General features: G+C 70.0%; 22 protein-coding genes. 10 read left to right on the forward strand and 12 right to left on the reverse strand.

The window, feature by feature from the left end; all coding sequences use genetic code 11:
• Window positions 1-28 precede the first annotated feature (28 nt).
• Window positions 29-1,654, forward strand: coding sequence for a 3-oxosteroid 1-dehydrogenase (gene kstD / locus EP757_RS20635; protein WP_127548425.1), 1,626 nt, complete (start codon window positions 29-31; stop codon window positions 1,652-1,654).
• A gap of 597 nt (window positions 1,655-2,251) precedes the next feature.
• Here kstD and EP757_RS20640 read toward each other — a convergent pair.
• Genes EP757_RS20640 through EP757_RS20650 form a run of 3 tightly spaced genes read right to left on the reverse strand, consistent with a single transcriptional unit; the run spans window position 2,252 to window position 4,498 of the window.
• Window positions 2,252-3,163 carry a ferredoxin--NADP reductase gene (locus EP757_RS20640; RefSeq protein ID WP_127548426.1) on the reverse strand — a complete coding sequence of 304 codons (912 nt, stop codon included), beginning with the start codon at window positions 3,161-3,163 and terminating at the stop codon, window positions 2,252-2,254.
• Window positions 3,144-3,389, reverse strand: a complete 246-nt coding sequence (locus EP757_RS20645; RefSeq protein WP_127548428.1) for a hypothetical protein — start codon at window positions 3,387-3,389, stop codon at window positions 3,144-3,146. Before EP757_RS20645 ends, EP757_RS20640 begins: the two co-directional genes overlap by 20 nt.
• Entirely contained in the window at window positions 3,386-4,498 is a 1,113-nt protein-coding gene (locus EP757_RS20650; RefSeq protein WP_127548430.1) for a Rieske 2Fe-2S domain-containing protein, read from the reverse strand. The genes EP757_RS20645 and EP757_RS20650 overlap by 4 nt, the downstream gene beginning before the upstream one ends.
• 80 nt (window positions 4,499-4,578) lie before the next feature.
• On the opposite strand from EP757_RS20650, the gene hsaA reads away from it, so the two are divergent.
• Genes hsaA through hsaB form a run of 4 tightly spaced genes read left to right on the forward strand, consistent with a single transcriptional unit; the run spans window position 4,579 to window position 8,006 of the window.
• A complete protein-coding gene (gene hsaA / locus EP757_RS20655) occupies window positions 4,579-5,745 on the forward strand; it encodes a 3-hydroxy-9,10-secoandrosta-1,3,5(10)-triene-9,17-dione monooxygenase oxygenase subunit (RefSeq protein WP_127548432.1) in 1,167 nt (388 codons plus the stop codon).
• Window position 5,746: 1 nt separating this feature from the next.
• Window positions 5,747-6,550, forward strand: a complete 804-nt coding sequence (hsaD, locus tag EP757_RS20660) for a 4,5:9,10-diseco-3-hydroxy-5,9,17-trioxoandrosta-1(10),2-diene-4-oate hydrolase (protein ID WP_127548434.1) — start codon at window positions 5,747-5,749, stop codon at window positions 6,548-6,550.
• Window positions 6,547-7,449, forward strand: coding sequence for an iron-dependent extradiol dioxygenase HsaC (gene hsaC / locus EP757_RS20665; protein WP_127548436.1), 903 nt, complete (start codon window positions 6,547-6,549; stop codon window positions 7,447-7,449). Before hsaD ends, hsaC begins: the two co-directional genes overlap by 4 nt.
• The gene (hsaB, locus tag EP757_RS20670; protein WP_255435708.1) at window positions 7,449-8,006 is read left to right on the forward strand and encodes a 3-hydroxy-9,10-secoandrosta-1,3,5(10)-triene-9,17-dione monooxygenase reductase subunit; all 558 of its coding nucleotides are present in this window, start codon (window positions 7,449-7,451) and stop codon (window positions 8,004-8,006) included. The genes hsaC and hsaB overlap by 1 nt, the downstream gene beginning before the upstream one ends.
• Here the strand turns inward: hsaB and EP757_RS20675 are convergent.
• The 5 genes from EP757_RS20675 to EP757_RS20695 are packed head-to-tail and all read right to left on the reverse strand — an operon-like array spanning window position 8,003 to window position 13,323.
• Entirely contained in the window at window positions 8,003-8,965 is a 963-nt protein-coding gene (locus tag EP757_RS20675) for an acyl-CoA dehydrogenase family protein (protein ID WP_127548440.1), read from the reverse strand. The genes hsaB and EP757_RS20675 overlap by 4 nt on opposite strands.
• Window positions 8,962-9,888 (reverse strand): acyl-CoA dehydrogenase family protein, encoded by a 927-nt coding sequence (locus tag EP757_RS20680; RefSeq protein WP_127548442.1) that lies wholly within the window; start codon window positions 9,886-9,888, stop codon window positions 8,962-8,964. The genes EP757_RS20675 and EP757_RS20680 overlap by 4 nt, the downstream gene beginning before the upstream one ends.
• The gene (locus EP757_RS20685; RefSeq protein WP_127548444.1) at window positions 9,885-11,000 is read right to left on the reverse strand and encodes an acyl-CoA dehydrogenase family protein; all 1,116 of its coding nucleotides are present in this window, start codon (window positions 10,998-11,000) and stop codon (window positions 9,885-9,887) included. Before EP757_RS20685 ends, EP757_RS20680 begins: the two co-directional genes overlap by 4 nt.
• On the reverse strand, window positions 10,997-11,827 hold the full coding sequence (locus tag EP757_RS20690; protein WP_127548446.1) for an enoyl-CoA hydratase: 831 nt from the start codon (window positions 11,825-11,827) through the stop codon (window positions 10,997-10,999). Before EP757_RS20690 ends, EP757_RS20685 begins: the two co-directional genes overlap by 4 nt.
• Window positions 11,824-13,323 carry a FadD3 family acyl-CoA ligase gene (locus EP757_RS20695; RefSeq protein ID WP_127548448.1) on the reverse strand — a complete coding sequence of 500 codons (1,500 nt, stop codon included), beginning with the start codon at window positions 13,321-13,323 and terminating at the stop codon, window positions 11,824-11,826. The genes EP757_RS20690 and EP757_RS20695 overlap by 4 nt, the downstream gene beginning before the upstream one ends.
• Window positions 13,324-13,402: 79 nt before the next feature.
• Here EP757_RS20695 and EP757_RS20700 point away from each other — a divergent pair, with 79 nt between their 5' ends.
• From EP757_RS20700 to EP757_RS20710, 3 genes are all read left to right on the forward strand, one after another.
• Window positions 13,403-14,539, forward strand: a complete 1,137-nt coding sequence (locus EP757_RS20700) for an acyl-CoA dehydrogenase family protein (protein WP_232050600.1) — start codon at window positions 13,403-13,405, stop codon at window positions 14,537-14,539.
• Entirely contained in the window at window positions 14,536-15,306 is a 771-nt protein-coding gene (locus tag EP757_RS20705; protein WP_127548452.1) for an SDR family oxidoreductase, read from the forward strand. Before EP757_RS20700 ends, EP757_RS20705 begins: the two co-directional genes overlap by 4 nt.
• 64 nt (window positions 15,307-15,370) lie before the next feature.
• The gene (locus EP757_RS20710) at window positions 15,371-16,402 is read left to right on the forward strand and encodes a DUF3068 domain-containing protein (protein WP_370457865.1); all 1,032 of its coding nucleotides are present in this window, start codon (window positions 15,371-15,373) and stop codon (window positions 16,400-16,402) included.
• Between the two features lie 21 nt (window positions 16,403-16,423).
• On the opposite strand, the gene EP757_RS43280 is transcribed toward EP757_RS20710, so the two are convergent.
• Together EP757_RS43280 and EP757_RS20715 are read right to left on the reverse strand one after the other, a co-directional pair.
• Window positions 16,424-16,576 (reverse strand): hypothetical protein, encoded by a 153-nt coding sequence (locus EP757_RS43280; protein WP_174262425.1) that lies wholly within the window; start codon window positions 16,574-16,576, stop codon window positions 16,424-16,426.
• A 10-nt stretch (window positions 16,577-16,586) separates the two neighbouring features.
• A complete protein-coding gene (locus tag EP757_RS20715) occupies window positions 16,587-17,687 on the reverse strand; it encodes a steroid 3-ketoacyl-CoA thiolase (RefSeq protein WP_127548455.1) in 1,101 nt (366 codons plus the stop codon).
• 98 nt (window positions 17,688-17,785) lie between these two features.
• On the opposite strand from EP757_RS20715, the gene EP757_RS20720 reads away from it, so the two are divergent.
• Together EP757_RS20720 and EP757_RS43940 are read left to right on the forward strand one after the other, a co-directional pair.
• Entirely contained in the window at window positions 17,786-19,009 is a 1,224-nt protein-coding gene (locus EP757_RS20720; RefSeq protein WP_127548457.1) for a cytochrome P450, read from the forward strand.
• A gap of 9 nt (window positions 19,010-19,018) precedes the next feature.
• Window positions 19,019-21,181: an AfsR/SARP family transcriptional regulator gene (locus EP757_RS43940; protein WP_232050601.1), complete on the forward strand. Its 2,163-nt coding sequence runs from the start codon at window positions 19,019-19,021 to the stop codon at window positions 21,179-21,181.
• 64 nt (window positions 21,182-21,245) lie between these two features.
• Here the strand turns inward: EP757_RS43940 and EP757_RS20730 are convergent, their stop codons facing one another.
• Window positions 21,246-23,093, reverse strand: a complete 1,848-nt coding sequence (locus tag EP757_RS20730; RefSeq protein ID WP_127548459.1) for a S8 family serine peptidase — start codon at window positions 23,091-23,093, stop codon at window positions 21,246-21,248.
• Window positions 23,094-23,250: 157 nt separating this feature from the next.
• The gene (locus EP757_RS20735; protein ID WP_174262426.1) at window positions 23,251-25,056 is read right to left on the reverse strand and encodes a right-handed parallel beta-helix repeat-containing protein; all 1,806 of its coding nucleotides are present in this window, start codon (window positions 25,054-25,056) and stop codon (window positions 23,251-23,253) included.
• Window positions 25,057-25,108: the final 52 nt, after the last annotated feature.

Consider the following 25,108-nt stretch of genomic DNA (forward strand, 5'->3'; position numbering starts at 1 on the left):
CGAACGGCAATAACTATAACCTGTTCTAGTGGACTCCGAGGAGTACGACGTAGTCGTGGCCGGCAGCGGCGCCGCCGGAATGACCGCAGCACTGACCGCAGCCCGCCACGGCCTGACCGCGATGGTGGTGGAGAAGGCACCGGTCTTCGGCGGCTCGACAGCTCGATCCGGCGGCGGCCTGTGGCTACCGGGCAACGCGGCGTTCCCCGACGGCGTCGTGTCGAGTTCGGGTGACGGGGCCGCTGAATACCTCGCGCACGTGGCCGGAGCTGATGTCCCGGAGGCGCGGCGGGAGGCGTTCCTGGCTTCCGGGCCCGAGATGCTGGCGTTCGTTCGTGCTCATACGCCGCTCGACTTCGCCTGGGTGCCGGGATACCCCGACTACCATCCGGAGGCGGCGGGTGGGCTGGCGCTCGGCCGTACGATCGAACCTCGGCCGCTTGACGCCCGCGACGCCGGACCGGACCTCGGAGATCTCGCACCGCCGTATCTCGCGGCGCCCAACGGGATGGCCGTCACGGCTGTCGACTTCCGCTGGCTGTCGCTGGGCCTGCGTCACGTGCGTTCGGTGTCCACTGCCGGTCGGCTCGCTGTCGTGACCGCCGCTGATCGTCTGCGGAAGCGCCGGCGGCTCACCATGGGGCAGGCCCTCGCCGCAGGGCTTCGCGCCGGTCTGCGGAGTGCGGGCGTGCCGGTGCGGCTGGGGACGGCGATGACCGATCTGATCATCGAGGGCGGCCGGGTGACCGGGATCCACTGTGGCGACCTGGCGTTGCGGGCCCGTCGTGGGGTTGTGCTCGCCAGTGGCGGATTCGAGCACAACGAGCGGATGCGGCGGCACTTCCAGGGAATGGGCACGGAGTGGACGGTCGGCGCGGCAGGCAATACCGGCGATGGCATCGAGGCTGGTCAGCGCGTCGGTGGAGCGGTCGATCTGATGGACGAGGCGTGGTGGGGGCCGTCGATTCCGCTGATGAGTGGGCCGTACTTCTGCCTCGCCGAACGCAATCTGCCCGGCAGCCTCATCGTCGACGGGACGGGGCGGCGCTACGTCAACGAGGCCGCGCCGTACGTCGACGCCGTCCACGCGATGCTCGGCCCGCCGTCGCACCTGCCGTCGTGGCTGATCACCGACCAGACCTACCGCGATCGGTACGTGTTCGCCGGCCGTGCCCCGCGCGCCCAGCTGCCCCGCCGCTGGTTCGACGCCGGGATCGCCCACCGAGCCCACACGGTCGCCGATCTCGCTGCCGGCATCGACGTCCCACCGGCGGACCTGATCTCCACGGTCGAGCGGTTCAACGACTTCGCCCGGAGCGGCCACGACGCGGACTTCGGGCGGGGCGAGTCCGCTTACGATCGCTACTACGGCGACCCGCGCCAGCGCCCGAACCCGTGTCTCGGCGCTCTCCGCAAGCCACCGTTCTACGCGTTCTCACTGGTCCCGGGCGACCTCGGCACCAAGGGCGGCCTGCGCACCGACGAACACGCCCGAGTCTTGAAAGCCGACGGCAGCCCGATCCCAGGCCTGTACGCGGCGGGCAACGTCTCCTCCTCCGTGATGGGCAGGGGGTATGCGGGCGCCGGCGCGACCCTGGGCCCGGCGATGGTGTTCGGCTACCTGGCGGCCCTCGACATGCTCCCCACCCGCTGAATCCCGAGCCGGCTGTGGCCCATTGCTGTCGAAAGGCCGTCCGCACAGCAATGAGCCACAGCCGACGTTGCCTGGCTGTGGCCCATTGCTGTGGGGCGGCCCGCAGAACAGCCATGGGCCATAGCTGACGTTGCCTGGCTGTGGCTCATTGCTGTGGGGCGGTCCGCAAACAGCCATGGGCCATAGCTGACGTTGCTTGGCTGTGGCTCATTGCTGTGGGGGCGGTCCGCAAACAGCCATGAGCCACGGCTGACGTTGCTTGGCTGTGGCTCATTGCTGTGGGGGCGGCCCGCAAACAGCCATGAGCCACAGCTGACGTTGCTTGGCTGTGGCCCATTGCTGTCGGAAGGCCGTCCGCACAGCCATGAGCCACAGCCGAGCGAGTCAGCCGTACACCAGCGCAGTCTCGACGCCCGAAATGTCGCTCTACGGTACGGCCGGGGTCGCGCGGTGGGCCGAAACCGCGGTACGGAAAGGGCCTGAGGCTCGCGGCGCCGGCGGGGATGGTCTCGCCGGGCGACACGGTGATCGCGTTGCCTCGCAGCGCCCCGAGCCTCAGGAACAGGTGATCCGAGATGACGTGCCTCGGGAGGCGACTCAGAAATAGGTGATGGAGATGGACGGCGTCTTGGGGATCGCCTGGCACGCGAGGATGTAGCCGTCCGCGAAGTCCTCGTCCTCCAAGATCTCGTTGTTCAGGAGGTCGACCGAACCGCTGGTCATGCGTACCGCGCAGGCGCCGCACTGGCCCTGCCGGCAGGAGAACGGCGGATTCAGGCCCGCGTCGATCATGACGTCGAGCAGGCGTTTACCGGCGGGCCAGGGAAGATCGTGGGTGCGGCCGTCGATGGAGACCGAGACCGCCGAGTCGATGTCGCCGACCGCCTCCAGTTCGAAGCGCTCGATGTGGATCCGCGATGCGGGGACGCCGGCCAGTTCCAGTGCCTTCTCGGCCACGGCCACGAACGGTTCCGGGCCGCAGACGAAGGCCTCCCGGTCGCGGAACGCCCCGAGAAGGGCCGCGATGCCATCGGCGGTCGGCAGGCCCTGCACCGCATCGAGCCAATGAGTGACGGGGAGCAGGCCCTCCAGCTCGTCCTTGAAGATGATCGACGAAGCGTCCCGGTTGGCGTAGACGAGAGTGGACGATCCGCGCGACGACTTGATGATGCTCATGATCGGCGTGATTCCGGAGCCTCCGGCGAGCAGCAGCAGGTCATCGGAGAGCGACGACGGCGTGAAGGATCCGAACGGCCCCGAGCATTCGAGCTGATCACCGGCCCGCACGTGATCCACGATCCAGTTGGACACGGGTCCGTTCTGCACCCGCTTGATCGTGATTTTGGGTGAACATGCGGAGAAGGGCGAGCTCGACAGCGAATAACAACGAGCACCCACCGGCGTCTGAACCGTCAGATACTGCCCGGGCTGATAGGAGAAGTCCGGTGCCAACACCAGCGAACAGGCCGAGGCGGTCTCCCGGATGATCTCACGAATCGTAAGAAGCATCCAACCGCCCCTCATGCGCCGCCCGATCGATGCTGTCCCGCAGAAAACCGCAGGTGGGAACGAGAGCGGGTGGCCGGCCGGCCGCGGAGGACAGCAGGACGGCGCAGCTACCGGACGGCCATTGCACACTGGTCTGCATGGCGCTGCGCTTCCCGGCCAGAACGGCGACCCCGCACTGATCGCACGTGACGCCGGACAGCCCGCCGAGCAGAGAGGAGTCGCTCATGAGGCCGCCCGTGCCTGGTTGGCGGCGACCTCGGCCTCCCAGGTCTCCACCGCCCGGGTGGTGTCGACCTCGAACTCGTAGCGGGCGGTCATGTCCTCGCTGACATCCTCCACGTCCACGTAGAACTGCTCGTACCACCGGCGGAGCTGATAGACCGGCCCGTCCTCGGCGCAGAGCAGCGGATTGTCGATCCGCGTCTTGTTCTGCCACACCTCGACGTCCTGCAGGAACCCGACGCCGACGCCTTTGGCGAACTTCGCGGCGGCCTTCGTCGCCTGTTCCATGGTCATCCCGGGGATCCGCTTGACGATGACGCCCCACTGCAGGACGAACGAGTCCGGCGTGACCGGATAGTGGCAGTTGATCAGGACGGATTCGACGTCGACGCCGTGCCAGTTGTTGTACAGATAGTCGATCATGTAGGACGGCCCGTAGTAGGCCGCCTCGGACCGCAGCGTGGAGTCGCCCGACTGGGACGCGGTGATCGGCACGTCCGGCCGTGGCCGCGTCTGCAGGAACTGTGCGGCCACATGGCCCTCCAGGACGTTCTTGAAGAACGTCGGGAAGGCGAAGTGGATGTAGAAGAAGTGGGCCATGTCGACCACGTTGTCGATGACCTCACGGCAGTTGGCGCCGTCGATCCGCACCGCATCCCAGGTCCAGGAGCTCCACTCGTCGGAGAACGCGCCGTCGATCCGCGGGATCGCGACCTCCGGCGGAGGCGCGCCGCCCTGCGGGTCGTTCCAGACGAACAGCTGCCGGTTCTCCTCGCAGGTGATCCACGATCGGGTCCGGGCCCGCGCCGGCACGCGATGCGCGTAGGGGACCGCCTCGCACCGGCCGTCGCCCCGCCACCGCCAATCATGGAACGGGCAGGCGATGGTGTCCCCTTTGACCGTCCCCATCGTCAGGTCGCCGCCCATGTGCCGGCAGTAGCCGTCCAGCACATGCAGAGACCCGGAGGAGTCGGCGAAGACCACGAGCTTGGTGCCGAAAGCGGAGACGGCGTGCGGCTTGGAGTCGCGGAACGTGTCGGCAAGCCCCAGGCAGTGCCAGCCTCGGGCGAACCTGGCCGGAGGGCTTCCCGCATCGATCAGCCGAGGTTGCATGGCGTGGACCTCCAGATAGGTAGAACGTGTTCTACTATAGGTCCCACGCGGATGGAGAGCCACACACCTGGAGGGATCTCATGGAGGCGGTCCTCAACCATCTCAGAGAACTGTTACCGGTTCTTCGCGACAGAGCTCAGGAGACCGAGGACCGCCGCGCCCTCGATCCCGAGGTGGTCAAGTCGCTCGCCGAGACCGGCTTCTTCCGCCTCCTGCAGCCGGCCCGATTCGGCGGCTTCGAGGCGCACCCGCTCACCTTCCTCACCGGCGTCCGCGAGATCGCCTCGGCGTGCGGCTCGACGGGCTGGGTCGCGTCGGTCATCGGCGTGCACAACTGGCAGCTCGGGCTCTTCCCGGACCGCGCGCAACAGGACGTCTGGGCCGAGGACCCGGCCACGCGCATGTCGTCCTCCTACGCGCCGACCGGCCGGATCACCGCCGTCGACGGTGGCTACCGGGTGAGCGGGCGCTGGAGCTTCTCGTCCGGTTGTGATCACGCCACCTGGGTGCTGCTCGGCGGCATCGTCCCGCCTGGCGACGACGGCACGCCCGCCGACTTCCGCACCTTCCTGCTGCCGATCGGCGACTACGCGATCGAGGACGTCTGGCACACGGTCGGCCTGCGCGGCACCGGCAGCAACGACATCGTGGTCGACGACGCGTTCGTGCCGGCGTACCGATCGCTGAGCTTCAACGACACCTCGCGCCTGCGCTGTCCCGGCCAGGAGCAGAACCCGGGGCCGCTCTACAAGATCCCGTATGCGTCGCTCTTCTCCTACGCGATCACCACGCCGCTCATCGGGATGGCTACCGGCGCCTACCGCGCGCACGTCGACTATCTGCGTGAGCGCGTCCGGGCGTCCTATGTCGGCGTCCGGGCCGCCGAGGATCCACATGCGCAGGTGCGGGTCGCGGAGGCGGCGAGCGACGTCGATTCCGCCTGGTTGGCCCTTCAGGCCAACATGCGCGAGCTGATGGATCTGGTCACGGCGGGGGAGCGGCTTCCGATGCCGTTGCGATTGCGGGTACGCCGGGATCAGGTGCGCGGCACCGAACTCAGCATCAGGGCCGTCGACCGGATGTTCGAGAACTCCGGCGGTCGCGCCCTGGCGGTCGGCACCCCGATCCAGCGCTTCTGGCGGGACGCCCACGCCGGCCGGGTGCACGCGATAAACGACCCCGAGCGGGCGCTGTCCATGTTCGGCCGCGGCGAGTTCGGCCTGCCGCTCAACGACGCGATGGTGTGACATGGCATTGGCATTCCACAGGCAGGGCGAGGGGCCTCCCGTGGTCCTTCTCCACGGCGGCGGCCCGGGCGCGTCCGCCATGAGCAATTTCGGTCGTACGATCGGAGCACTGTCCCCGCACTTCGACGTCCTCGCGGTCGATCAGCCGGGGTACGGCGACTCGGTCGAGGAGCCCATCTCGGGGCAGTACTTCACCTCCGCCTCCCGCTCTCTCGCCGACCTGCTCGACAAATTGGGCATCGAACGCGCCGATCTGGTGGGCAATTCTCTGGGCGGCGGCACCGCCGTACGAATGGCGCTGGATTTTCCTGATCGTGTCCGGCGTCTGCTGCTGATGGGTCCCGGTGGCCTGAGCCTGAACGTCTTCGCGGCCGACCCGACCGAAGGGGTCAAGCGGCTCGGCGCGTTCGCGCGCGACCCCAGCCGGGAGAGGATCGGCGCGTTCCTGCGCACGCTCGTCTTCGACCCGTCGCTGATCACCTCGGATCTGATCGACGAGCGGTTCGCGGTGGCGTCCTCCCGGGCGGCGCTGCGGGCGATGGGCGAGATGGGCGCGTCGTTCGCCGCCCACCCCGAGGAGGGCCTGCTCTGGCGGGACGCGCACCGGATCCGGCACGAGACGCTGCTGGTCTGGGGCCGCGAGGACCGGGTCAACCCGCTGGACGGCGCGCTCGTGGCGCTGAAGCTGCTGCGCAACGCCCGGCTGCACGTCTTCGGCGGCTGCGGCCACTGGGCCCACCTGGAGAAGTTCGACGAGTTCAACCGCCTGGCCATCGACTTCCTCACCGAAGGGGGACGCTCGTGAGTCTCATCCGATCCCTCGGCTACCTGCGGGTCGAGGCAACCGACGTGCCGGCCTGGCAGGAGTTCGGCTCCAAGATCCTCGGGATGGCGCCCGGCCGGGGCCCGTCCGCGGACTCGCTCTATCTGCGGATGGACGAGCTGCCGGCCCGGATCGTCGTCACACCCGGCTCGCGGGATCGTCTGGTGGCGAGCGGCTGGGAGGTGCCGGACTTCTCGGCGTTGAGCCGACTGCGGGAGACCGTGGAGAAGGCCGGCATCTCCGTGGAACCCCTGACGGATCTCGGAGATCGGCGGGTGGCCGAGGCGTTCGCCGTCGACGACCCGTTCGGCAACCGCCTCGAGTTCTTCTGCGGGGCCGCGCTGGACAGCCGCCCTTTCTCCGCGGCGACCCGATTCGTCACCGGTGATCAGGGCATGGGCCACATCGTGCTGCCCGCGACCGACGACGCCGCGGCGCTGCGGTTCTACACCGACGTGCTCGGATTCCGGCTGCGTGACTCGATGCGCCTGCACCCGGAGATGCTGGGCCTGCCCGCCTCCGACCGTCCGCTGTGGATGCGCTTCCTCGGCTGCGGACCCCGCCACCACAGCGTCGCCCTCGCCCCGATCCCCGCCCCGACCGGCCTGATCCACCTGATGGTCGAGACGTCGTCGCTCGACGACGTGGGCCGGGCGATGGACCGCTGTGGCCGCTACCAGGTCAACCTGATCTCCACGCTGGGCCGGCACGCCAACGACGAGATGGTGTCGTTCTACGTGCGGACACCGAGCGGCTTCGACATCGAGTACGGCACCGGCGGCCTCACCGTCGACGACCGCACCTGGGTCGCCCGCCAGACGACAGCGCACAGCGTGTGGGGTCACCGGTTCTTCGGTGGAGGCGGAGGCGGCGGGCATTGATCCCCTCCGGAGTCTCGGTCGACGCCCGGAGCTTCCGCCGGGCGTTCGGCCACTTCTGCACCGGCGTGACCGTCATGACGACCACCGACGCCGAAGGTCCGGCCGGTTTCGCCTGCCAGGCCTTCGCGCCGCTGTCCCTCGACCCGCCCCTGGTCCTGTTCTGTGTCCGATCCTCATCAGCGACCGGCAGCCGCATCCTGTCGTCCGGCATCTTCGCCGTGAACGTCCTCGCCGACGACCAGCGCGACCTGTCCCGCCTCTTCGGCGCCTCCTCCGCGAACCGCTTCGCAACGGTGGAGTGGTCACCCGCACCGTCCGGCGCCCCCCTCCTGGCCGGCATCCTGACCTGGGCGGACTGCCGCGTCGAAGCAGTACACCCGGGCGGCGACCACGACATCGTGGTGGGCCGCGTGACGGCCCTCGGCCCCTGCCGCGACGCCGCGCCGCTGGTCTTCCACCGAGGTCGCTACACGGCCACCGTCGCCGTCTCTCCGCACGAACCACCGGAAGTGGTCGACACCCTGCTGTCCTGGCCCCGCCACAACGACTGGATCTAATCACCGGCGAGAAGCGCGTCGGCCAGCCTCTCCAGGTGCGATCGCGGTGACCCGAACAGCTGAGCGGTGTCCCAGGCCCGCCGCAGGTAGAGATGAGCGTCGTGCTCCCAGGTGATCGCCAGACCGCCGTGGATCTGCGTCATGCCGGCGGCAACGGTCTGCAGCGTCTCCGAGCACCAGATCTTGGAAACGGCAGCCAGCCGCCCGGCGTCCGGTGATCCCGCCACGAACGCGTCCGCCGCGGTCCAGCACGCCGAACGTGCGGCCTCCACCAGCACGTGCGCCTCCGCCATCCGATGCTGCAACACCTGAAAGCCGCCGATCGCCCGCCCGAACTGCACCCTGTTCTTGGAATATTCGACGGTCAGTTCCAGCGCCCGGCCGGCAGCGCCCACTTGTTCGGCGCTGAGAGCCACACAAGCAAGATCCCACAACCGATCGGCGGAGACGGAGCCGAGCAGTTCTCCGTCCGGCGAATCGGAGATGCCGGTTACGGACATCTCCCGAGTCAAGTCCAGGGAAGGGAGAGGATCGTGCACCACGGACGCGGGATCCAGGGCGCGAAGATCGCCGTCGGTCACGGTCAGGATCAGGTCGGCGTGGGAGGCGTCAATCACGGTGCCGTCCCAGGTCACTGCCGGGATCAGGTCGCCTGCGCAGATGGCGGGCAGCAGACGTGCGCACACATCCGCATTGCCGGATTCCAGCAATGCCGACGTCGCCAGGAGTGTGTTGAGCATCGGCGCCGGTGTCAGGGTGCGGCCCAGCTCCTCCAAGACCACCAGCGATTCGAGGATCGTCGCGCCCGCGCCGCCGTGGGATTCGGGGACGGCCAATCCCGCTACGCCTATCTCCTTGCAGAGCCGCTGCCATAAGGCGGGCGAGAAACCGTCGAGGGCGGAGACGCCGGACAGCAGGCCCCGGACCGCCGAACGCAGCAATTCCCGCTCGTGGCTCATAAATCCTTCTCCAACTCGGCCATGATGCGCGCCCGATGCCGGGCAGGCGTTCCCCAGGACAGTTCCAGCGCTCGCGCTTTCGTCAGGAATGGGCGCAGCCGGTGTTCCCACGCGTATCCGGCCGCACCGTGGATCTGCAGCGCCGCGCGGGCCGCCCGATGTGCCGCCTCACCGCAGGCCACCTTTGCCGCGGAGACGTCCCGCCCCGAGTCGAACGTGGCAGCGGCGGCGTAGAGCAGCGGACGCGCGAACTCCAGCCCCACCGCCACATCGGCGAGCCGATGCTGAACGGCCTGGAATCGCCCGATCGGCCCGCCGAACTGGGTTCGCGAACGGGCGTGTTCCACCGACATCTCGAGCATGGCCCGCCCCAGGCCGAGCAATTGCGCGGCACAGACCAGCATGCCGAGATTCAGCGCTCGCTCGATGACGGGCACGAGCGCCGGGCCTTCGGCCACGACGCCGCCGGGTGAGATCGAGGCGATCCGGCGGGAGCTGTCCATTGATTCGTACGAGGGACCGCCCCGCCCCGACCGAATACTGTCGAAACCGGCCAGCAGAACGATCCGGGCCGTATCAGCGCCGTCGGCGACCGGCAGCCACGGCGGCGCTGCGAGAGTGGCGACGACCCGCCCCGCCGCGAGTTCCGGAAGCCATTCCCGGGCGAACGGCGAGTCCTCACATCCGGAGAGCAGAACGGGAACGGCAGCGATCGACGCGGCGAGCGGCCCCGGAACGGCGTGATGCCCCAATTCCTCGGCGGCCACGACGAGAGCGCCGGCGGACGCGGGCTGGAAGGGAACGGCGAGTCCGGTCACCCCGAGCGACCCGAGCAGCTTCCACGGATCAGGGGGCGGGGATGCGAGAGCCGCATGCAGCACCGCCCCGAATTCGGCGTGTTCGGGGGAAGGGCGGAGCCTCATCGCGTACCCGGATCGCGAGGAAGGCCGAGCTCCCGCTGCGCGAGAAGGTCGCGCTGGATCTCGTTGGTCCCCGCATAGATCGCGCCCGACAGGGCGAAGAGGTATCCCTGCGTCCACGCGGTATTCGTCTCGGCATGCGGGCCGAGCACGTCCAGCGCCGTCTCATGCAGCGCGATGTCCGTCTCCGACCAGAAGAGCTTGGTGGCGCTCGGCGGGATCGGCTGGTCGATGGAGAGGTACGCGGCCATCCGGTAGGCGCGGGCGGCTATCCACGAGTCGACGACGCGGTCCCGGGTGGCGCTGTCCCGGCCCTGCTCGGACCAGAGCGCGACCAGCCGGGACGCCGAGGCGGTGAACCGGCCGGGGCCACGCAGGGTGAGGCCGCGCTCGTGCCCGGCGGTGCTCATGGCGACCCGCCAGCCGTCCCCGGGCGTGCCGATCACATCGGAGTCGGGCACGAAGACGTCGTCCAGGAAGATCTCGGCGAACCCGGCCCGGCCGTCGAGCTGACGGATCGGCCGTACCGTGACACCGTCCGCACGCAGGTCGAACATGAGGTAGGTGAGTCCGCGGTGCCGCCCGGCCGACGGATCGCCGCGGAACAGGCCGAACGCCCGGTCGGCGACCGTCGCCCGCGAGCTCCAGGTCTTCTGGCCGCGCAGCAGCCACCCGCCGCCGACCCGCACCGCCCGTGACCTGATCGACGCGAGATCGCTGCCGGCCTCCGGCTCGGACCACGCCTGCGCCCAGACCGTCTCGCCGCGGGCCATCGGCGGCAGGATCCGGGCGCACTGGTCGGCGGTCCCGTGCGCGAGCAGGGTCGGCGCCAGCAGGAACAGTCCGTTCTGACCGATCCTGATCGGCGCGCCGGCCCGGTGGTACTCCTCGTCGAACAGCAGCGCGTGCAACGGCGGAGCGTCCCGGCCGCCGTATTCGGCGGGCCAGGAGACCGCGGCGAGTCCGGCGTCGAAGAGCAGCCTCTCCCATTCCCGATGGGCGGCCGCGCCTTCCGGCGTGTCCACCCCCGGCATGCCGGAGAAGGAATGCGCGGACAGGAAATCCCGGACCTCGTGCTGGAAGGCGATATCCGCGGGGGCCGGATCCAGATTCATCGCGACGCCTTCTTCATGGCGTTCGCGTCCATTCCGGCCAGGGAATCCTCGCTGGTCTCGGCGTTGTGCGCGTGCGCGACGTGGTGCAGGCCGAACACCGAATCCATTCCGGCGCGCATCCCCATCTGGTCCTCGCAGAGGTTCACCGCGCGTTTCGCGAGCGCCAGGCCGAACGGCGGCATCTCCGCTATCCGCCCGGCCAGCGCGAACGTCTCCGCCTCCAGCGACTCCCGCGGGACCACCCGATTCACCATGCCGGCCTCGTAGGCGCGGCGGGCCCCGAACCGATCGCCGGTGAAGAGCATCTCCCGGGCGAACCGAGGGCCGACCGCCCACGGATGGGCGAAGTATTCGACGCCGGGAATGCCCATCCGCAGCACCGGATCGGCGAAGAACGCGTCCTCGGCCGCCACGATCAGGTCGCAGACCCAGGCCAGCATGAGACCGCCGGCCACGCAGGCGCCCTGGACCATCGCGATCGACGGCTTCGGGATCTCCCGCCACCGCCGGCACATCCCGAGATAGACCTCCAGCTCCCGGGCCATCCGGCGATCGGCGCCCACCTTGTCGGTGTGGTCCCACCAGGTCACCGCCTGCCGGGGGAAGGGAGCGTCGGCGTCGCGCTCCGGCGTGCCGATGTCGTGCCCGGCCGAGAAGTGGTCGCCGGCGCCGGCCAGGACGATCACCGCCACCCCGGGATCGTCGACCGCGGTGGTGAACGCGTCGTCCAGCGCGTACGTCATCGCCGAGTTCTGCGCGTTCCGGTACCGCGGCCGGTTCATCGTGATCAGCGCGGCCCGGTCCCGGCGCTCGTAGAGAACCGTCATGCGTCCCTCCGCAGCTGGAATTTGAGGACCTTGCCGGAGGCGTTGTGCGGCAGCTCGCCGACGAACACGACAGAGCGCGGCGCCTTGTAGCCGGCGAGCCGCCCGCGGCAGAACCCGATCACCTCGGACTCGGACAGGTCGTGCCCGGGCCGGACCACGGCGAACGCCCGGCCGACCTCGCCGAGCCGTTCATCGGGCACGCCGACAACCGCGACCTCGGCGATCCCGGGTATCGCGGCGAGGGCGCGTTCCACCTCGGCGGGGTACACGTTGAAGCCGCCGGTGATGTACATGTCCTTGAGCCGGTCGGTGATGGTGAGATAGCCGCGTCGGTCGAGCCGGCCCGCGTCGCCGGTGTGCAGCCAGCCGCCGGCGTCGATCGCCTCGGCAGTGGCCTCCGGGTCGTCCAGGTAACCGATCATCACGTTCGGCCCGCGCAGCAGGATCTCGCCGTCGGTGTCGCTGATCCGGACCTCCATCCCGGCCGCGGCGCGCCCGCTGGTGGTGGCGACGGTCTCGTCGTCGTCGCCGGGGCGGCACATCGTCGCGACGACGGCCTCGGTCAGCCCGTACGCCGTCAGCACCGCGTCGAATCCGAGCTCGCCGCGGATCCGCCCGACCAGCGCCGGTGGCACCGTCGCGGCGCCGGTGACCGCGAGCCGCAGCGACGACAGGTCGTGCTTCTCCCGATCCGGGTGGTCGAGCAGGCCGATGTAGAGGGTCGGCGCTCCGGGGACCACGCTGATCCGCTCGGCGGCGATCAGCTCCAGAGCCCGCCCCACGTCGAAGACCGGCTGCGGGACGATCGTCGCACCGGTGAGCAGGCAGGCGAGGATGCCCGCCTTCCAGCCGAAGCTGTGGAAGAACGGGTTGACGATGAGGTAGTTGTCGTCGCTGGTGAGGCCCGCGATCCCGGCCCAGGCCGCGGCCACGCCCAGTGCCTGGCGATGGGCGCTCATCGCCCCTTTGCTGCGGCCGGTCGTGCCCGAGGTGAACAGGATGTCGCTCAGCGCATCCGCTCGTACCTCCGACGCACGTGTCTCGGCAAGCGCGAGCGGCACGCTCGCCGCACGCCGCAGGAAGGCCGGCCGATCCGGCAGCTCGATCACCACGGGAGGCAGGGCGGCGCCGGACGCGCGCAGTTCGGCGAGGCGGTCGACGCCCAGGAAAGGACCGGAGACGACCAGCGCCTTGGCGCGGCTGCGCTCCAGGATGTCGGCGGCCTCGAAGGCCGTGTAACGGGTGTTGAGCGGCACCAGCGTCGCGCCCGCGCAGCTCGCGCCGAGGGCTGCGAAGATCCACTCCGGCGTGTTCGGCGCCCAGATCGCCACTCGGTCGCCGTGATCGATCCCGGACGCGAGGAAGGCGCGGGCGGCCTGCATGACCTCGTCGCGAAGGTCCGCGAAGCTCCACCGTGACGCGCCGTCCACCAGCGCCGGGGCCGTCCCGAACTCGCCTGCCGCGCGGGCCACCGCCGCCGGGATGGTCTGTTCCATCCGGGCCTCCCGGGCTGTTTACCAAGCAAGTGCTTGGTCGGTACGGTGGACTCTACGCGCGCTCCCGGAGGTGACGCCAGTGGCGGATGACGAGGCGTTTCGTCGCGAGATCAGGGATTGGCTCACGGTCAACCTCACCGACGAGCTGCGCGGCGCCGGTGGGCCGGGCCGGGAGAACGAGGCGTTTCCGCAGCGCCTGGAGTTCACCAGGCGGCTCGCCGGGGCGGGCTGGACCACGCTGGCCTGGCCGGTGGCTCACGGTGGGCGGGGCGCGTCGCTCGCGCGGCAGGTGATCTTCCATGAGGAGTACGCGCGAAGCGCCGCTCCGAGCCGCGTCGACCACATCGGCACGACGATGGTGGGCCCGACACTCATGGATCTCGGCACGCCCGCGCAGCAGCAGCGGTTCCTGCCGCCGTTGCGGAGCGCCGCCGAACTGTGGTGCCAGGGCTACTCGGAGCCCGGCGCCGGATCCGACCTGGCCGGCGTCACCACCCGCGCCCGCCTCGACGGCGACGAGTGGGTGATCACCGGGCAGAAGGTGTGGACGTCGCTTGCGCACGTGGCGGACTGGTGTTTCGTGCTGGCCCGGACGTCCCCCGGCCGGCACGACGGGCTCTCCTACCTGCTCGTGCCGATGCGGCAGCCCGGCGTCACGGTGCGGCCGATCCGGCAGCTCACCGGGGACAGCGAGTTCAACGAGGTGTTCTTCGACGACGCCCGCACCGATGGTGATCTCGTCGTCGGCGCGCCCGGCGAGGGGTGGAAGGTGGCGATGGCGACCCTCGCCTACGAGCGCGGGGCGGCCACGGTCGGGCAGCAGATCGGGTTCCAGCGCGATCTCGACGATCTGGTGGCGCTGGCCCGGTCGACCGGCGCCGCCGCTGATCCTCTTCTGCGCCTGCGACTGGCCCGTGCGTCCGCCGACCTGACCGTGCTGCGATCGCACACGTTGCGGACACTCGCCATGGAGAAGCCGCCGCCGGCCAACCCGTCGGTGGTGAAACTGCTCTGGACCCGGTGGCGGCAGAGCCTCGGCGAACTGGCGATGGACGTCCTGGCCTTCGGTGGCGGCGCGTCCGCCGAGGATGTCGAGCGCTGGCAGCGGCTGTTCCTGTTCAGCCGGGCCGACACCATCTACGGCGGGTCGAACGAGATCCAGCGCGGCATCGTGGCCGAGCGTGTGCTGGGGCTGCCGCGCGGGGATCGGCGGTGAAGCCTCCGGCCGGTCGTTCCCTGCTGGCCGGCAAGGTCGTCGTCGTGACGGCGGCGGCCGGCGCGGGCATCGGTTCGGCCGTCGTGACACGGTGTCTGGACGAGGGCGCGTCCGTGGTGCTGGGGGACAGCCACAAGCGCCGGTTGGGCGAATCCCTCGACCGGTTCGCCGAGATCTATCCGGGCCGGGTGGCGGCAACGCTCTGCGACGTCACCGCCGAAGAAACCGTCCAAGATCTGTTCGCCGCCGCCGTGCGCCGTTTCGGGCGGATCGATGTGCTGGTCAACAACGCCGGACTGGGCGGCGACCAGACCGTCACCGCGATGACCGACGACGAGTGGAGCCGGGTCCTCGACGTGACCCTGACCGGCACCTTCCGCTGCACCCGGGCGGCCCTGCGGCAGATGGCAGCCCAGGGTGGCGGCGGCGCGATCGTGAACAACGCGTCGGTGCTCGGCTGGCGGGCCCAGGCCGGCCAGGCCCACTACGCGGCGGCGAAGGCGGGTGTCATGGCGTTCACCAGGTGCACCGCCCTGGAGGCGGCCTCCCTCGGCGTACGGGTGAACGCCGTCGCGCCGAGCCTGGCCGCCCACCCTTTCCTGGACCGGGTGATCGGCGCTGACGAGCTCGCCAGGCTGGCCGGTCGGGAGGCGTTCGGCAGGGCCGCCGAGCCGTGGGAGGTGGCGACCGTGGTGGCGTTCCTGGCCAGCGACTACGCGTCCTATCTGACCGGCGAGGTCATCTCGGTGAGCAGTCAGCGGGCTTAGGGTTCCGCTGGAGGTTACTTCAGCGTAAGTTGTAACGCGTTCTACTTCCTGGGAGGACGCGATGATGCGGCGGATCACCGGTGCCACACTCTTCGGAATCGGCGTGCTCTGCCTGCTCCTGGCCGGCGCGCTGGTCTGGATCATCGTCCCGTCGCAGCGGAAGGTCCCGCTCGACCTGGTCCCACCGGACGTCGTGGTGGCCACCGACAATGCCACGTTCGTGCAGGTGAAGACGGCGCCGGGTGGTGCGGCACAGGCGACCGTCGAGCAGGGTCCGCTGCAGTCCCGGACCGGCATCACCCCCGACTTCCAGGCTGCCGCCGACCTCACCGGCGACCTGGCGGACAACACCCTGATCTGGAATGTGTTCCATGCGACCGATCGAGGCGACACCGGTGAGCCGATCAACCGGTCGGAGAGCCGGATCGCACTCGACCGCGAGTCCGGCGCGGCCGTCGACTGGGAAGGGCAGTGCCACAGCGAGACGATGGGTCAGGCGTGTGTGGCCGGCGACGTCGACTTCGAGGGGCAGCTCTACCTCTTCCCGTTCGGCACCGAGAAGACGACGTACCGGTATTGGGACTCGGCGCTGCACGCGGCGCTGCCGATCGAGTACAAGGCCGAGGAGAACTTCAACGACCTGCCGACGTACCGGTTCGAGCAGCAGATCCCGAAGCAGCAGATCGAGATGAACGAGGAGTCGCTCGGCGCGCTCCTCGGATTCCTCGCACCGGGCGCGACCAGCGGGACGGTGAACTACGAGGCAGGTCGCACGCTCTGGGTGGAGCCGGAGACCGGTGCGATCGTCGGCTACCGCGAACACCAGCGCCGTGAGTTGGTCCCCGACACCGGTGCACCGGTCGTCATCTTCGACGCCGACCTGCAGTACGACGAGGCGACCCTGAAGGCCGTGCACGACCAGGCAGCCGACGGGCGCGCCCTGCTGATCCTGCTCGGCGTGTGGGTGCCGATCCTGCTCGTCATCGTCGGGATCGCCCTGATGATCGGCGGTTACTTCATCCTCCGCGGCGCGCGGCGGCCGGAGCAGAGGACGCCCGCTCACGCGGCGTCCCCCGACCCGGCCCCGGTCCCTTGAGCCCGGTCCCTTGGGAGAGAGTCAGCGGATGCCGTAGAAGTCCGGCGGCGCCAGGGGATCCGTGTTCGACGCGACCTCGCTGGCGCTCGGGTTCACCGCCGCCACCACCGCGGTCACCCCGACCACCGCGAGCACGATCGCCGCGACCGTAGCCACCAGAAGGTTCACCAACATCCGACTCTCCTCACATGCGTTCGAGAATGCTCGCCGTGGACATGGCGCCGCCCGCGCACATGGTGATCAGCGCGGTGTGGCCGCCGGAACGCTCCAGTTCGTGCAGTGCCGTGGTGATCAGCCGGGCGCCGGTGCTGCCGACCGGGTGGCCCAGTGCGATCGCGCCGCCGTTGACGTTGACCCGGTCCAGGGGCGCGTGGTGCGCCGCGAGCCAGGAGAGAACGACACTGGCGAACGCCTCGTTCACCTCGTACAGATCAATGTCATCGATCTTCATGCCGGCCCGGGTCAGGACCCGCTCGGTGGCGGCGACCGGCCCGTCCAGGTGGTAATAGGGCTCCGCGCCGACCAGGCACTGCGCCACGATCCGCGCCCGCGGCCGGATGCCCAGCTCGCGAGCCCGATCGGCGTCCATGAGCAGCACCGCCGCCGCGCCGTCGGAGATCTGCGAGCTGGTGCCCGCCGTGTGCCGGCCGTCCGGGAGCACCGGCTTGAGTCCGGACAACCCTTCCAGGGTCGTCTCGCGCAGCCCCTGGTCACGCGTGACGTCACCGACCGGGATCACCTCGCGGTCGAACCGGCCCTCGGCCCACGCCCGCGCCGCGTTCGCCTGCGACCGCACCCCGAACCGGTCCAGATCCTCCCTGGTCAGAGCGCGCCGATCGGCGATCCGCTCGGCCGCGACGTACTGATTCGGCAGGTCGATGTCCCAGGACTCGGGCCGGGGGAGGCCCGCGTCGCCGAGGTTGGCGCGCAGCGGCACCCGGCTCATCGACTCGACGCCGCAGGCCATGCCCGTCGCGATCGCGCCGGCCGCGATCAGGCCCGCGATCAGGTGGGTGGCCTGCTGAGCCGAGCCGCACTGGGCGTCGATCGTGGTGCAGCCCGTCTCGTGCGGGAGGCCGGCGTGCAGCCAGGCCGTGCGGGTGATGTTGTTCGACTGCTCGCCGCCCTGGGTGACGCAGCCGCCGATGACCTGCTCGGGAACCACGTCGCGGACCAGCGCCCTCTGCACCGTCCCCAGCAGGGAAGCGGCGTGAATCCCGGACAGCCACCCGTTCCGCCGGCCGATCGGAGTGCGAACGGCATCGACGATCACCGGTGTCCCCACGGCGACTCCCAAGCTAGAACCTGTTCCCGCGACGAACCTACCATCCGGTAGGTCGCTCGTGTTTGAATCGGTAGAACCTGTTTCCGTAGGGAGGCGTCGTGGCCGAGCCCCGAACCCGCATCGACTTCACCGATCCGGACATCTACGTCCACGGGATCCCGCAGGCGGAGTTCGCCGAGGCGCGCGCCCACACGCCGGTCTGCTGGGTGCCGCAGGACCGGGGCAGCGCCGGATTCGACGACGACGGCTACTGGGCGGTCACCAAGCATGCCGACGTGATGACCGTGTCACGGGACAGTGATACGTACTCCAGCTGGGAGAACACCGCGATCGTGCGCTTCGGCGCCGACATGACCCGCGACCGGCTGGAGATGCAGCGGTACATCCTGCTCAACATGGATCCGCCGCAGCACACCCAGCACCGGGCGATCGTCTCCCGCGGATTCACGCCGCGCGCGATAAACAGCCTGCGCGACGCGTTGCAGGAACGCGCGTCGCGGATCGTGTCCACCGCCGGCGACGCCGGCGACTTCGTCAACGAGATCGCCTGCGAGCTGCCCCTGCAGGCGATCGCCGAGCTGCTCGGCGTGCCGCAGGAGGACCGGCACGACGTCTTCAACTGGTCCAACGCGATGATCGGGCAGGACGACCCGGAGTTCAGCGACGGCAGCGACCCCATCGAACCGGCGACGTCCCTGCTCGGCTACGCCATGATGATGGCCGAGGACCGGCAGACCTGTCCCCGCGACGACATCGTGACCACCCTGGTGAACGCGGAGATCGACGGCTCGCACCTCTCCACCGACGAGTTCGGCTTCTTCGTCCTGATGCTCGCCGTCGCCGGCAACGAGACCACGCGGAACGCCATCTCGCACGGGATGCTGGCCTTCCTCGAACATCCGGAGCAGTGGGAGCTCTATCAGCAGACCCGGCCGCGGACAGCCGTCGACGAGGTGGTCCGCTGGGGCAGCCCGATCAACTCCTTCCAGCGGACCGCGAAGAAGGACACCGTGCTGGGCGGGCAGCCGATCCAGGCCGGTCAGCGCGTGGCGATGTTCTACGGTTCGGCCAACTACGACGCGGACGTCTTCACCGACCCGTTCGACTTCGACATCACCCGCAGCCCCAACCCGCACCTCGGTTTCGGGGGCAGCGGCGCCCACTTCTGCCTCGGCGCCAACCTGGCCCGCCTGGAGATCGACCTCATCTTCAACGCGATCGCCGACCGGATGCCGGAGATCGCGCTGGCCGGCCCGCCGTCCCGGCTCCGCTCCGGCTGGATCAACGGCATCAAGCACCTGCCGGTCCGCTACCACGGGTAGCGTTACCGGGTGATCCGATTCGGCGTTCTCGGGCCGGTGATCGCCGAGGACGCCGCCGGTCGCCCGGTGCCGCTCAAGGGCCCGATGCACCGTGCCGTCCTGGCGCGACTCGTGGTGGCGCGGCGCCGGGTCGTACCCGTGCACGATCTCGTCGATGACCTCTGGGTCTCGCCTCCGGACGGCGCGATCGCGGCGGTGCGCACCTTCGTGGCGGCGCTGCGCCGGGCCATCGAGCCTGAGCGCCCCGCGCGGGCGCCGGCTACGTTGCTGGTCACTCAAGCCTCGGGGTACGCCCTGAGCGCCGCTCCGGGCCAGGTCGACGCATGGCGATTCGAGCAGGCGGTGACCGAGGCGAGCACCGCGGATCCCGAGGCGGCGCTCCGGTTGCTCTCCGCCGCGCTGTCCTGGTGGCGCGGCCCGGCCTACGCCGACTTCCCGGACGCCGCCTGGCCCCGGGCCGACCGTTCCCGCCTGTCCGAACTCCGCCTGCAAGCCGTCGAACGCCTGGCCGCCGCCCGCCTGAGCCTGAACCGCCCCGCCGAAGCCCTCCCCGACCTCGACGAACACGTCACCGCCCACCCGTGGCGCGAGGAGGGCTGGCGTCTGCTGGCCCTGGCCCTCTACCGAACCGGCCGCCAGGGCGACGCCCTGGCCGTCCTCCGCCGGGCCCGCGCCCTCCTGGCCGGCCGGCTGGGCCTGGAGCCGAGCCCCGCCCTGCGAACCCTCGAGACCGACATCCTCCGCCAGGAACCCCACCTCTCCCTCCCGGCGCCGCCTCCCTCGTCTCCGCCCGTGCCTGCGCCCACGTCCCTGCCCTCGCCCCTGCCTCCCGGTTTGCCCTGGTCCTCGCCGCCGGGCCTGCCCTCGCCGTCGCTCCTGCCGCCTTCCCAGCCCGCGTCTCCCACGCCCTCACCTCCAACGCCGGATATTTCGGGAATGTCCACCCCGGCCCGCGCGGTGACCGGCCGGGGTGGCCGGGCTGATGGCGGCGCCGATGAGAGGGCTGATCCGGCGGGGGAGGTCTGGGCTCGGGCCTCGTCGGCTTATGACGAGGTGGTGAAGGGTGGTGCGCGCGTACGGCTGGAGTCCGCCGTCGGGTTGTTGCGGAACCTCGCGGTCACCGGGCCCGGCGGGCTCGAAGTGGCTCGGGAGCAGCGGGCCGCGGCGGTGGCGGCCGCCGAGCAGCTGGGTGACCCGGAACTGACGGCTCGGGTGATCGGGGCCTATGACGTCCCGGCGATCTGGACGCGTTCCGACGACCCGGTTCAGGCCGCCGGCATCGTGGCAGCGGCTGAGCGGGCGCTGGCCATGCTGGCGCCCGCCCGCGGGCACGGGCAGGAACCCGCGCGGGCACGGCTGCTGGCGACCATCGCCGTCGAGTCCCGGGGAGACCGCGGGGCGCGGGTCCGGGAGTGTGCGGCGTGGGCCGAGGCGATCGCCCGGGAACTGGACGATCCGGGGCTGCTGGCGTTCGCGCTGAACGGGGTGTTCATGCAGAGCTGCCATCGCACGGGCGGTTCCGCGTACCGGGATGAGATCGGCGCCGAACTGGTGGCTCTGGCGCGTCGGCACGGCATGGCCACCACCGAGGTGCTCGGTCATCTGATCCGGTTGCAGGCCGCGTGCGCGGTGGCGGCCTTCGACGACGCGGACCGGCACGCCGCTGCCGCCGACCAGCTGTCCCGGCGTCATGAGCTGCCACTGGCCGGGGTGTTCACCCAGTGGTACGGGGCGTTGCGCGCCGACCTGGCCGAGAAGGACGACCTCGCCGAGCAGAAGTATCGCGCCGCGGCGGCGACAGTGGAGAACGCCGGGATGCCGGGTCTGCGGGACGGTCTGCTGCCGCTGGCTCTGCTCGGGATGCGGATGCGGCGAGGGCTTCCGCTGGTGGACGAGGGCGACTGGGGTCCCTATGAGCCGTGGGTGCGGCCGATCCTGGAGCCTGATGCGCGGCCTGCCCCGGAGCCGCCGGCCGATCTCCTCGCGGAAGCGCTGTGGTGCCTGACGGCGAAGGCGGCCATCGAGGCGGGGGACAGGGCGGCGATGGTACGAGCCGAGGAGGCCCTCACTCCGGCAGCGGCCGAGTGGGCCGGCGCCGCGAGTGGCCTGCTCGCCTTCGAACCGGTCGCCGATACGCTGGCCGCCCTCGGCGCCGCCCTCCGAGGCACATGACGTGAACCGGCCCGCCCTCCAGGAAGGACGGGGAGGGCGGGCCGGTCAGGGGCAACGTGCCGGATCAGCGCTTCCAGGTACGCGAGGCCGTCGTCCTGGAGTTGCCGACCTTGTCGAGGGCGCGGACCTTCACGGTGAGCTTCTTGCCGTACCGGCTGACCTTGATTTTGAAGGTGTAAGGCTTCTTGGCGTCCTTCGCGATCAGCTTGCCGTTGATGTAGAGCTCGACCCGGGCGATGCCGCTCGCGTCGCTTGCCGCCACCTTGACGGTCACCGTGCCCTTGACCTTCTTGCCGTTCTTCGGGGCGCTGGTGATCTTCACGGTGGGCGCCTTGTTGTCGGCGATCACCCGGCGGTTGTAGTAGCCGACGTTGCCGGCCTTGTCCCAGACGCGCCACTGCAGGTTGACGTTGCCGTTGAACTTGCCGCTGTTGTAGCGCAGCGAGTACGGCGCGGCGTTGTCCCGTCCCACGTACTTGCCGTTGGCGTAGAGCTGCGCGTGCGAGAGGCCGGATCCGCCGCTGTCCGAGACGCCGGTCGCAGTGACCGTGATCGCCCCGCGGAAACGCTTGTTCTGCGCCGGGCCGGCGCCGGCGATCCGTGGTGCGACGGCGTCCACACCGGTCACCGCACGGGCTGCGCGGATCTCGCCGTACTGGGTGAATCCGGTGATCTCGGTGGGTCGCGCGGTGCGGGTCAGCGCGTACGTCAGCGCCGCGTTGCTCGCCTTGGGCGTCCTCGATTTCTGCAGCGCGATGGTCCCGGCGACCAGCGGCGCCGAGGCGGAGGTGCCGCAGAAGTCGTCGCGGTAGTCGTCGGCGGTCGTGCCGGTGCCGAAGCCGGCGAGGTTGGCCGCGGTCGTGCACCAGGGGGCGGCCACGTCGACCCAGTCCGGCCCGTAGTTCGACCCGTAGATCTCGAACGTCTCCGGGTCGAAGGTGATGAAGTAGTCGCTGTTCCTGTCGGTGCCGCCGACCGCGATGACACCGGGGTAGGCCGCGGGATAGTGCCGCGTGCTGACCGCCTCGTTACCGGCCGACGCGACCACGATCGCGCCCTTGCGCTGCGCGTACGCCACGGCGTCACGCAGGGCCTTGACGTCCCCGGTGCCACCGAGCGAGGCGTTGATGATCTTCGCGCCCTTGTCGGCGGCCCAGATGATGCCCGATGCCACCACGCTCTGCGTGCCGGAGCCGTTCGCGCCCAGCACCTTCACCGGCAGGATCCTGCAGGACCAGCAGACGCCGGCCATGCCCTTGGCGTTGTTCCCGCGTGCCGCGATGAGCGACGCCACCGCGGTGCCGTGACCGTGGTCGTCGGTGGCGGTGGCGTCGGAGTTGACGAAGTCGCGGCCGGGCAGGAGCCGGCCGGCGATGTCGTCGAACCAGGTGACGCCGGTGTCCACGACGGCGACCGTGATGCCCGAGCCGGTCGTGGAACTCCACGCGGCAGGCACGGTGATCTGCGGAAGCTCGGTCTGGTAGGACCACTCCGGATCGTTGGGGGTGACCGCGTCGGCGGTGACGAAGGCGTCCTCTTCGACGTACGCGACACCGGGTTTCGCCCGCAACTCCGCCGCGGCCTTCGCCGCTTCGGCACGAGGCACCGCCACGGTACGCACACCGATCCGATCGAGCGAGGCATTGCCCTTCGACGCGAACCCGAGGTCACCGGTCGCGGTGACGCCGCCGGCGAGCCCGACGACGAGGTTCACCGTCGATCCGCCGGGTGCCTCGATGCCGTGCCGGGCGACCCCCGCCGCCGCCCGGGCCGCGTTCTTGTCCGCTGCCACCGCCCGCTTGCGGGAGGCGACGTCGTGGCCGTCGTCAGCGGCCTGTGCGGCCGGCGCCGCGATCCCGGTGGCGACCAGGGCCGCTGGTAGCACCAGCCCGGCCGCGAGCCGACGTGTCAACGTGCCCAATCTGAACCTCCGGACCGAAAGAGATCACTAATCTCGAATATTTCGATCCTATGGAGAGCGCCGTACGAAATGGACGGTGCGAACGGCCGCCTGCCCCTGCCGGAACGGTCCCTTGACAGAGGCAGACGGCGTTTGCTTATTTCTATTATTACAGCGTGACCCGGGTGCCCCCGATGGTGACGACCAGGGTGCCGTCGGTGGCGTAGGACCAGGCGAGCGCCCCCGAGTACGCCGAGCACCGGGACCCGTTCGACCCCGACCAGAACTGGTTCGAGGTGTCCGAGTTGCCGATGATCCGGTCGTTGGTCCCGCTGCCGCTGCGGCACGACGTGTTGTTGCGGAACACCGAGGTGCCGGCGTCGAAGTTGAAGTTGCGCTGGGCGTTGTCGATGCTCAGGTTGTTCGAGATCGTCATGGATCCCGGATTGCTGTTGTAGGTGAATCCGTGCTTCCCGTTCTTGTACGCGATGCTGCGCCGCACCACGTGGTTGACCGCGATGTCCTCGCCGCCCAGCTTGTAACCGTTCCGGTCACCGTTGCCGGCCTGCGAACCGTCGGTCAGCGTGCCGTTGTTGTAGGCGAGCGAGTCCTCGATCGTGACCACGCCGATCGGGCCGGTGTCCGTCTTCGTGTAGAGGTCCCAGCCGTCGTCGATGTTGTTGTGCGACACCGCGTACCGGAACACGTTGCCGCCGCCGACCGTCAGCTTCGCGGCGAAACCGTCGGCGTCCTCGCCGTCCGAGTCGGCGTTGTCGTGCGATTCGGCGCTGAGGATCAGGTTGTTCGCCGGCCACTGGCTGCTCGGGGTGTCGGACGCGATGCGGGACAGCTGGAGCCCGGTGTCCCTGTTGAATCGGGTGACGGTGCGTTCCAGGACGTTGTTGCTGCCGCCCACGAAGATCCCGTTGTCACCGGCCCGCTCGACGGTGACGCCGGCGATCCGCCAGTAGTTGCCGTTCACCGCCAGTCCGCGGTTCGCCGGGTCCTCGGCCTGTGCCGCGAAGTTCAGCACCGGCTTCTCCCCGGGGTACGCGGAGATGGTCTTGAGCGAGCCCGGCGAGCCGTTGTTCCCGGCCGGGATCGCGACAGTGGACGCGTAGGAGTAGGTCCCGCCCCGCAGGTAGATCGTCCCGCCCGCTGCGATCCGGGTGATCGCCGAGGTCAGCGTGGTCGGAGCGGCCACCGTCCCGGCCGCGCCGTCGGTGCCGTTCGGCGCCACGTAGAGCGCGCTGGAAGACGGCGGAGGCGACGAGGAAGCCGACGGTGACGGCGAAGTGGACGTCGACGGCGAGGTGGACGGTGACGGAGACGTCGTGGGAGACGACGTGGGAGTCGTCCCGCCCGCATCGTCCACGATCACGTCGTCGAACCGGCCGGCGGCGTGCTCGGTCAGCAGCCCGATCCGGCCGGCCGCGATGGTGCTGTCCGAGACCGATCCGACGGCGGCGCCGTTGACCGTGCCGCTGATCGTGGTGCCGCTGACGTTCAGGCGCAGCGTGTAGAACGTGCTGGTCGAGATGGTCTGCGACAGCGAGCCCAGGACCGTCACGGCACTGCCGTTCATCGTCTCCAGCCGGACCTGATTCGCGCCGGTCAGCGAGAGCCGGTACATCCTGGTCGACCCGGCGGCCCGGGCCGTGAGCGCCACCACGCCGGCGCTCGACGCGAACGAGGTGGCCTTCACCCGTGCCTGCACCGCGTAGTTCGTCCAGCTGGTGGCGCCGGCGAACTGCCGGGCCCGCTCGCTGCCGGAGTCGCTCTGCTGGAACACCTGCGAGCCGTCGCTGACCACCGACCAGGTGCCGCCCGACTTCGACCATCCGGACGTGCTGCCGGACTCGAAGTCGGCGCTGAACAGGGTCGCCGCTTCAGCAGTGCCGACCGCGGTGATCAATCCGGCGGTGAGCATGGAAGCGAGACCGCCGGCCCAGAGGAGCCGTCGGGTAGGCGTCATCATTTCTCCTGACCGTGAATGGACACCGCCGGTCAGCAGCGTGAAAAGGGGA

Origin of the sequence: Actinoplanes sp. OR16, assembly GCF_004001265.1 — a bacterium.
Classification (GTDB): domain Bacteria; phylum Actinomycetota; class Actinomycetes; order Mycobacteriales; family Micromonosporaceae; genus Actinoplanes.

Excerpts from the sequence above, each read along its gene's own strand:
- EP757_RS20640 (WP_127548426.1), bottom strand. The coding sequence starts at position 3,163 with ATGCTTCTTACGATTCGTGAGATCATCCGGGAGACCGCCTCGGCCTGT.
- EP757_RS20645 (WP_127548428.1), bottom strand. The coding sequence starts at position 3,389 with ATGAGCGACTCCTCTCTGCTCGGCGGGCTGTCCGGCGTCACGTGCGAT.
- EP757_RS20650 (WP_127548430.1), bottom strand. The coding sequence starts at position 4,498 with ATGCAACCTCGGCTGATCGATGCGGGAAGCCCTCCGGCCAGGTTCGCC.
- hsaA (WP_127548432.1), top strand. The coding sequence starts at position 4,579 with ATGGAGGCGGTCCTCAACCATCTCAGAGAACTGTTACCGGTTCTTCGC.
- hsaD (WP_127548434.1), top strand. The coding sequence starts at position 5,747 with ATGGCATTGGCATTCCACAGGCAGGGCGAGGGGCCTCCCGTGGTCCTT.
- EP757_RS20675 (WP_127548440.1), bottom strand. The coding sequence starts at position 8,965 with ATGAGCCACGAGCGGGAATTGCTGCGTTCGGCGGTCCGGGGCCTGCTG.
- EP757_RS20680 (WP_127548442.1), bottom strand. The coding sequence starts at position 9,888 with ATGAGGCTCCGCCCTTCCCCCGAACACGCCGAATTCGGGGCGGTGCTG.
- EP757_RS20685 (WP_127548444.1), bottom strand. The coding sequence starts at position 11,000 with ATGAATCTGGATCCGGCCCCCGCGGATATCGCCTTCCAGCACGAGGTC.
- EP757_RS20690 (WP_127548446.1), bottom strand. The coding sequence starts at position 11,827 with ATGACGGTTCTCTACGAGCGCCGGGACCGGGCCGCGCTGATCACGATG.
- EP757_RS20695 (WP_127548448.1), bottom strand. The coding sequence starts at position 13,323 with ATGGAACAGACCATCCCGGCGGCGGTGGCCCGCGCGGCAGGCGAGTTC.
- EP757_RS20710 (WP_370457865.1), top strand. The coding sequence starts at position 15,371 with ATGCGGCGGATCACCGGTGCCACACTCTTCGGAATCGGCGTGCTCTGC.
- EP757_RS43280 (WP_174262425.1), bottom strand. The coding sequence starts at position 16,576 with ATGTTGGTGAACCTTCTGGTGGCTACGGTCGCGGCGATCGTGCTCGCG.
- EP757_RS20735 (WP_174262426.1), bottom strand. The coding sequence starts at position 25,056 with ATGACGCCTACCCGACGGCTCCTCTGGGCCGGCGGTCTCGCTTCCATG.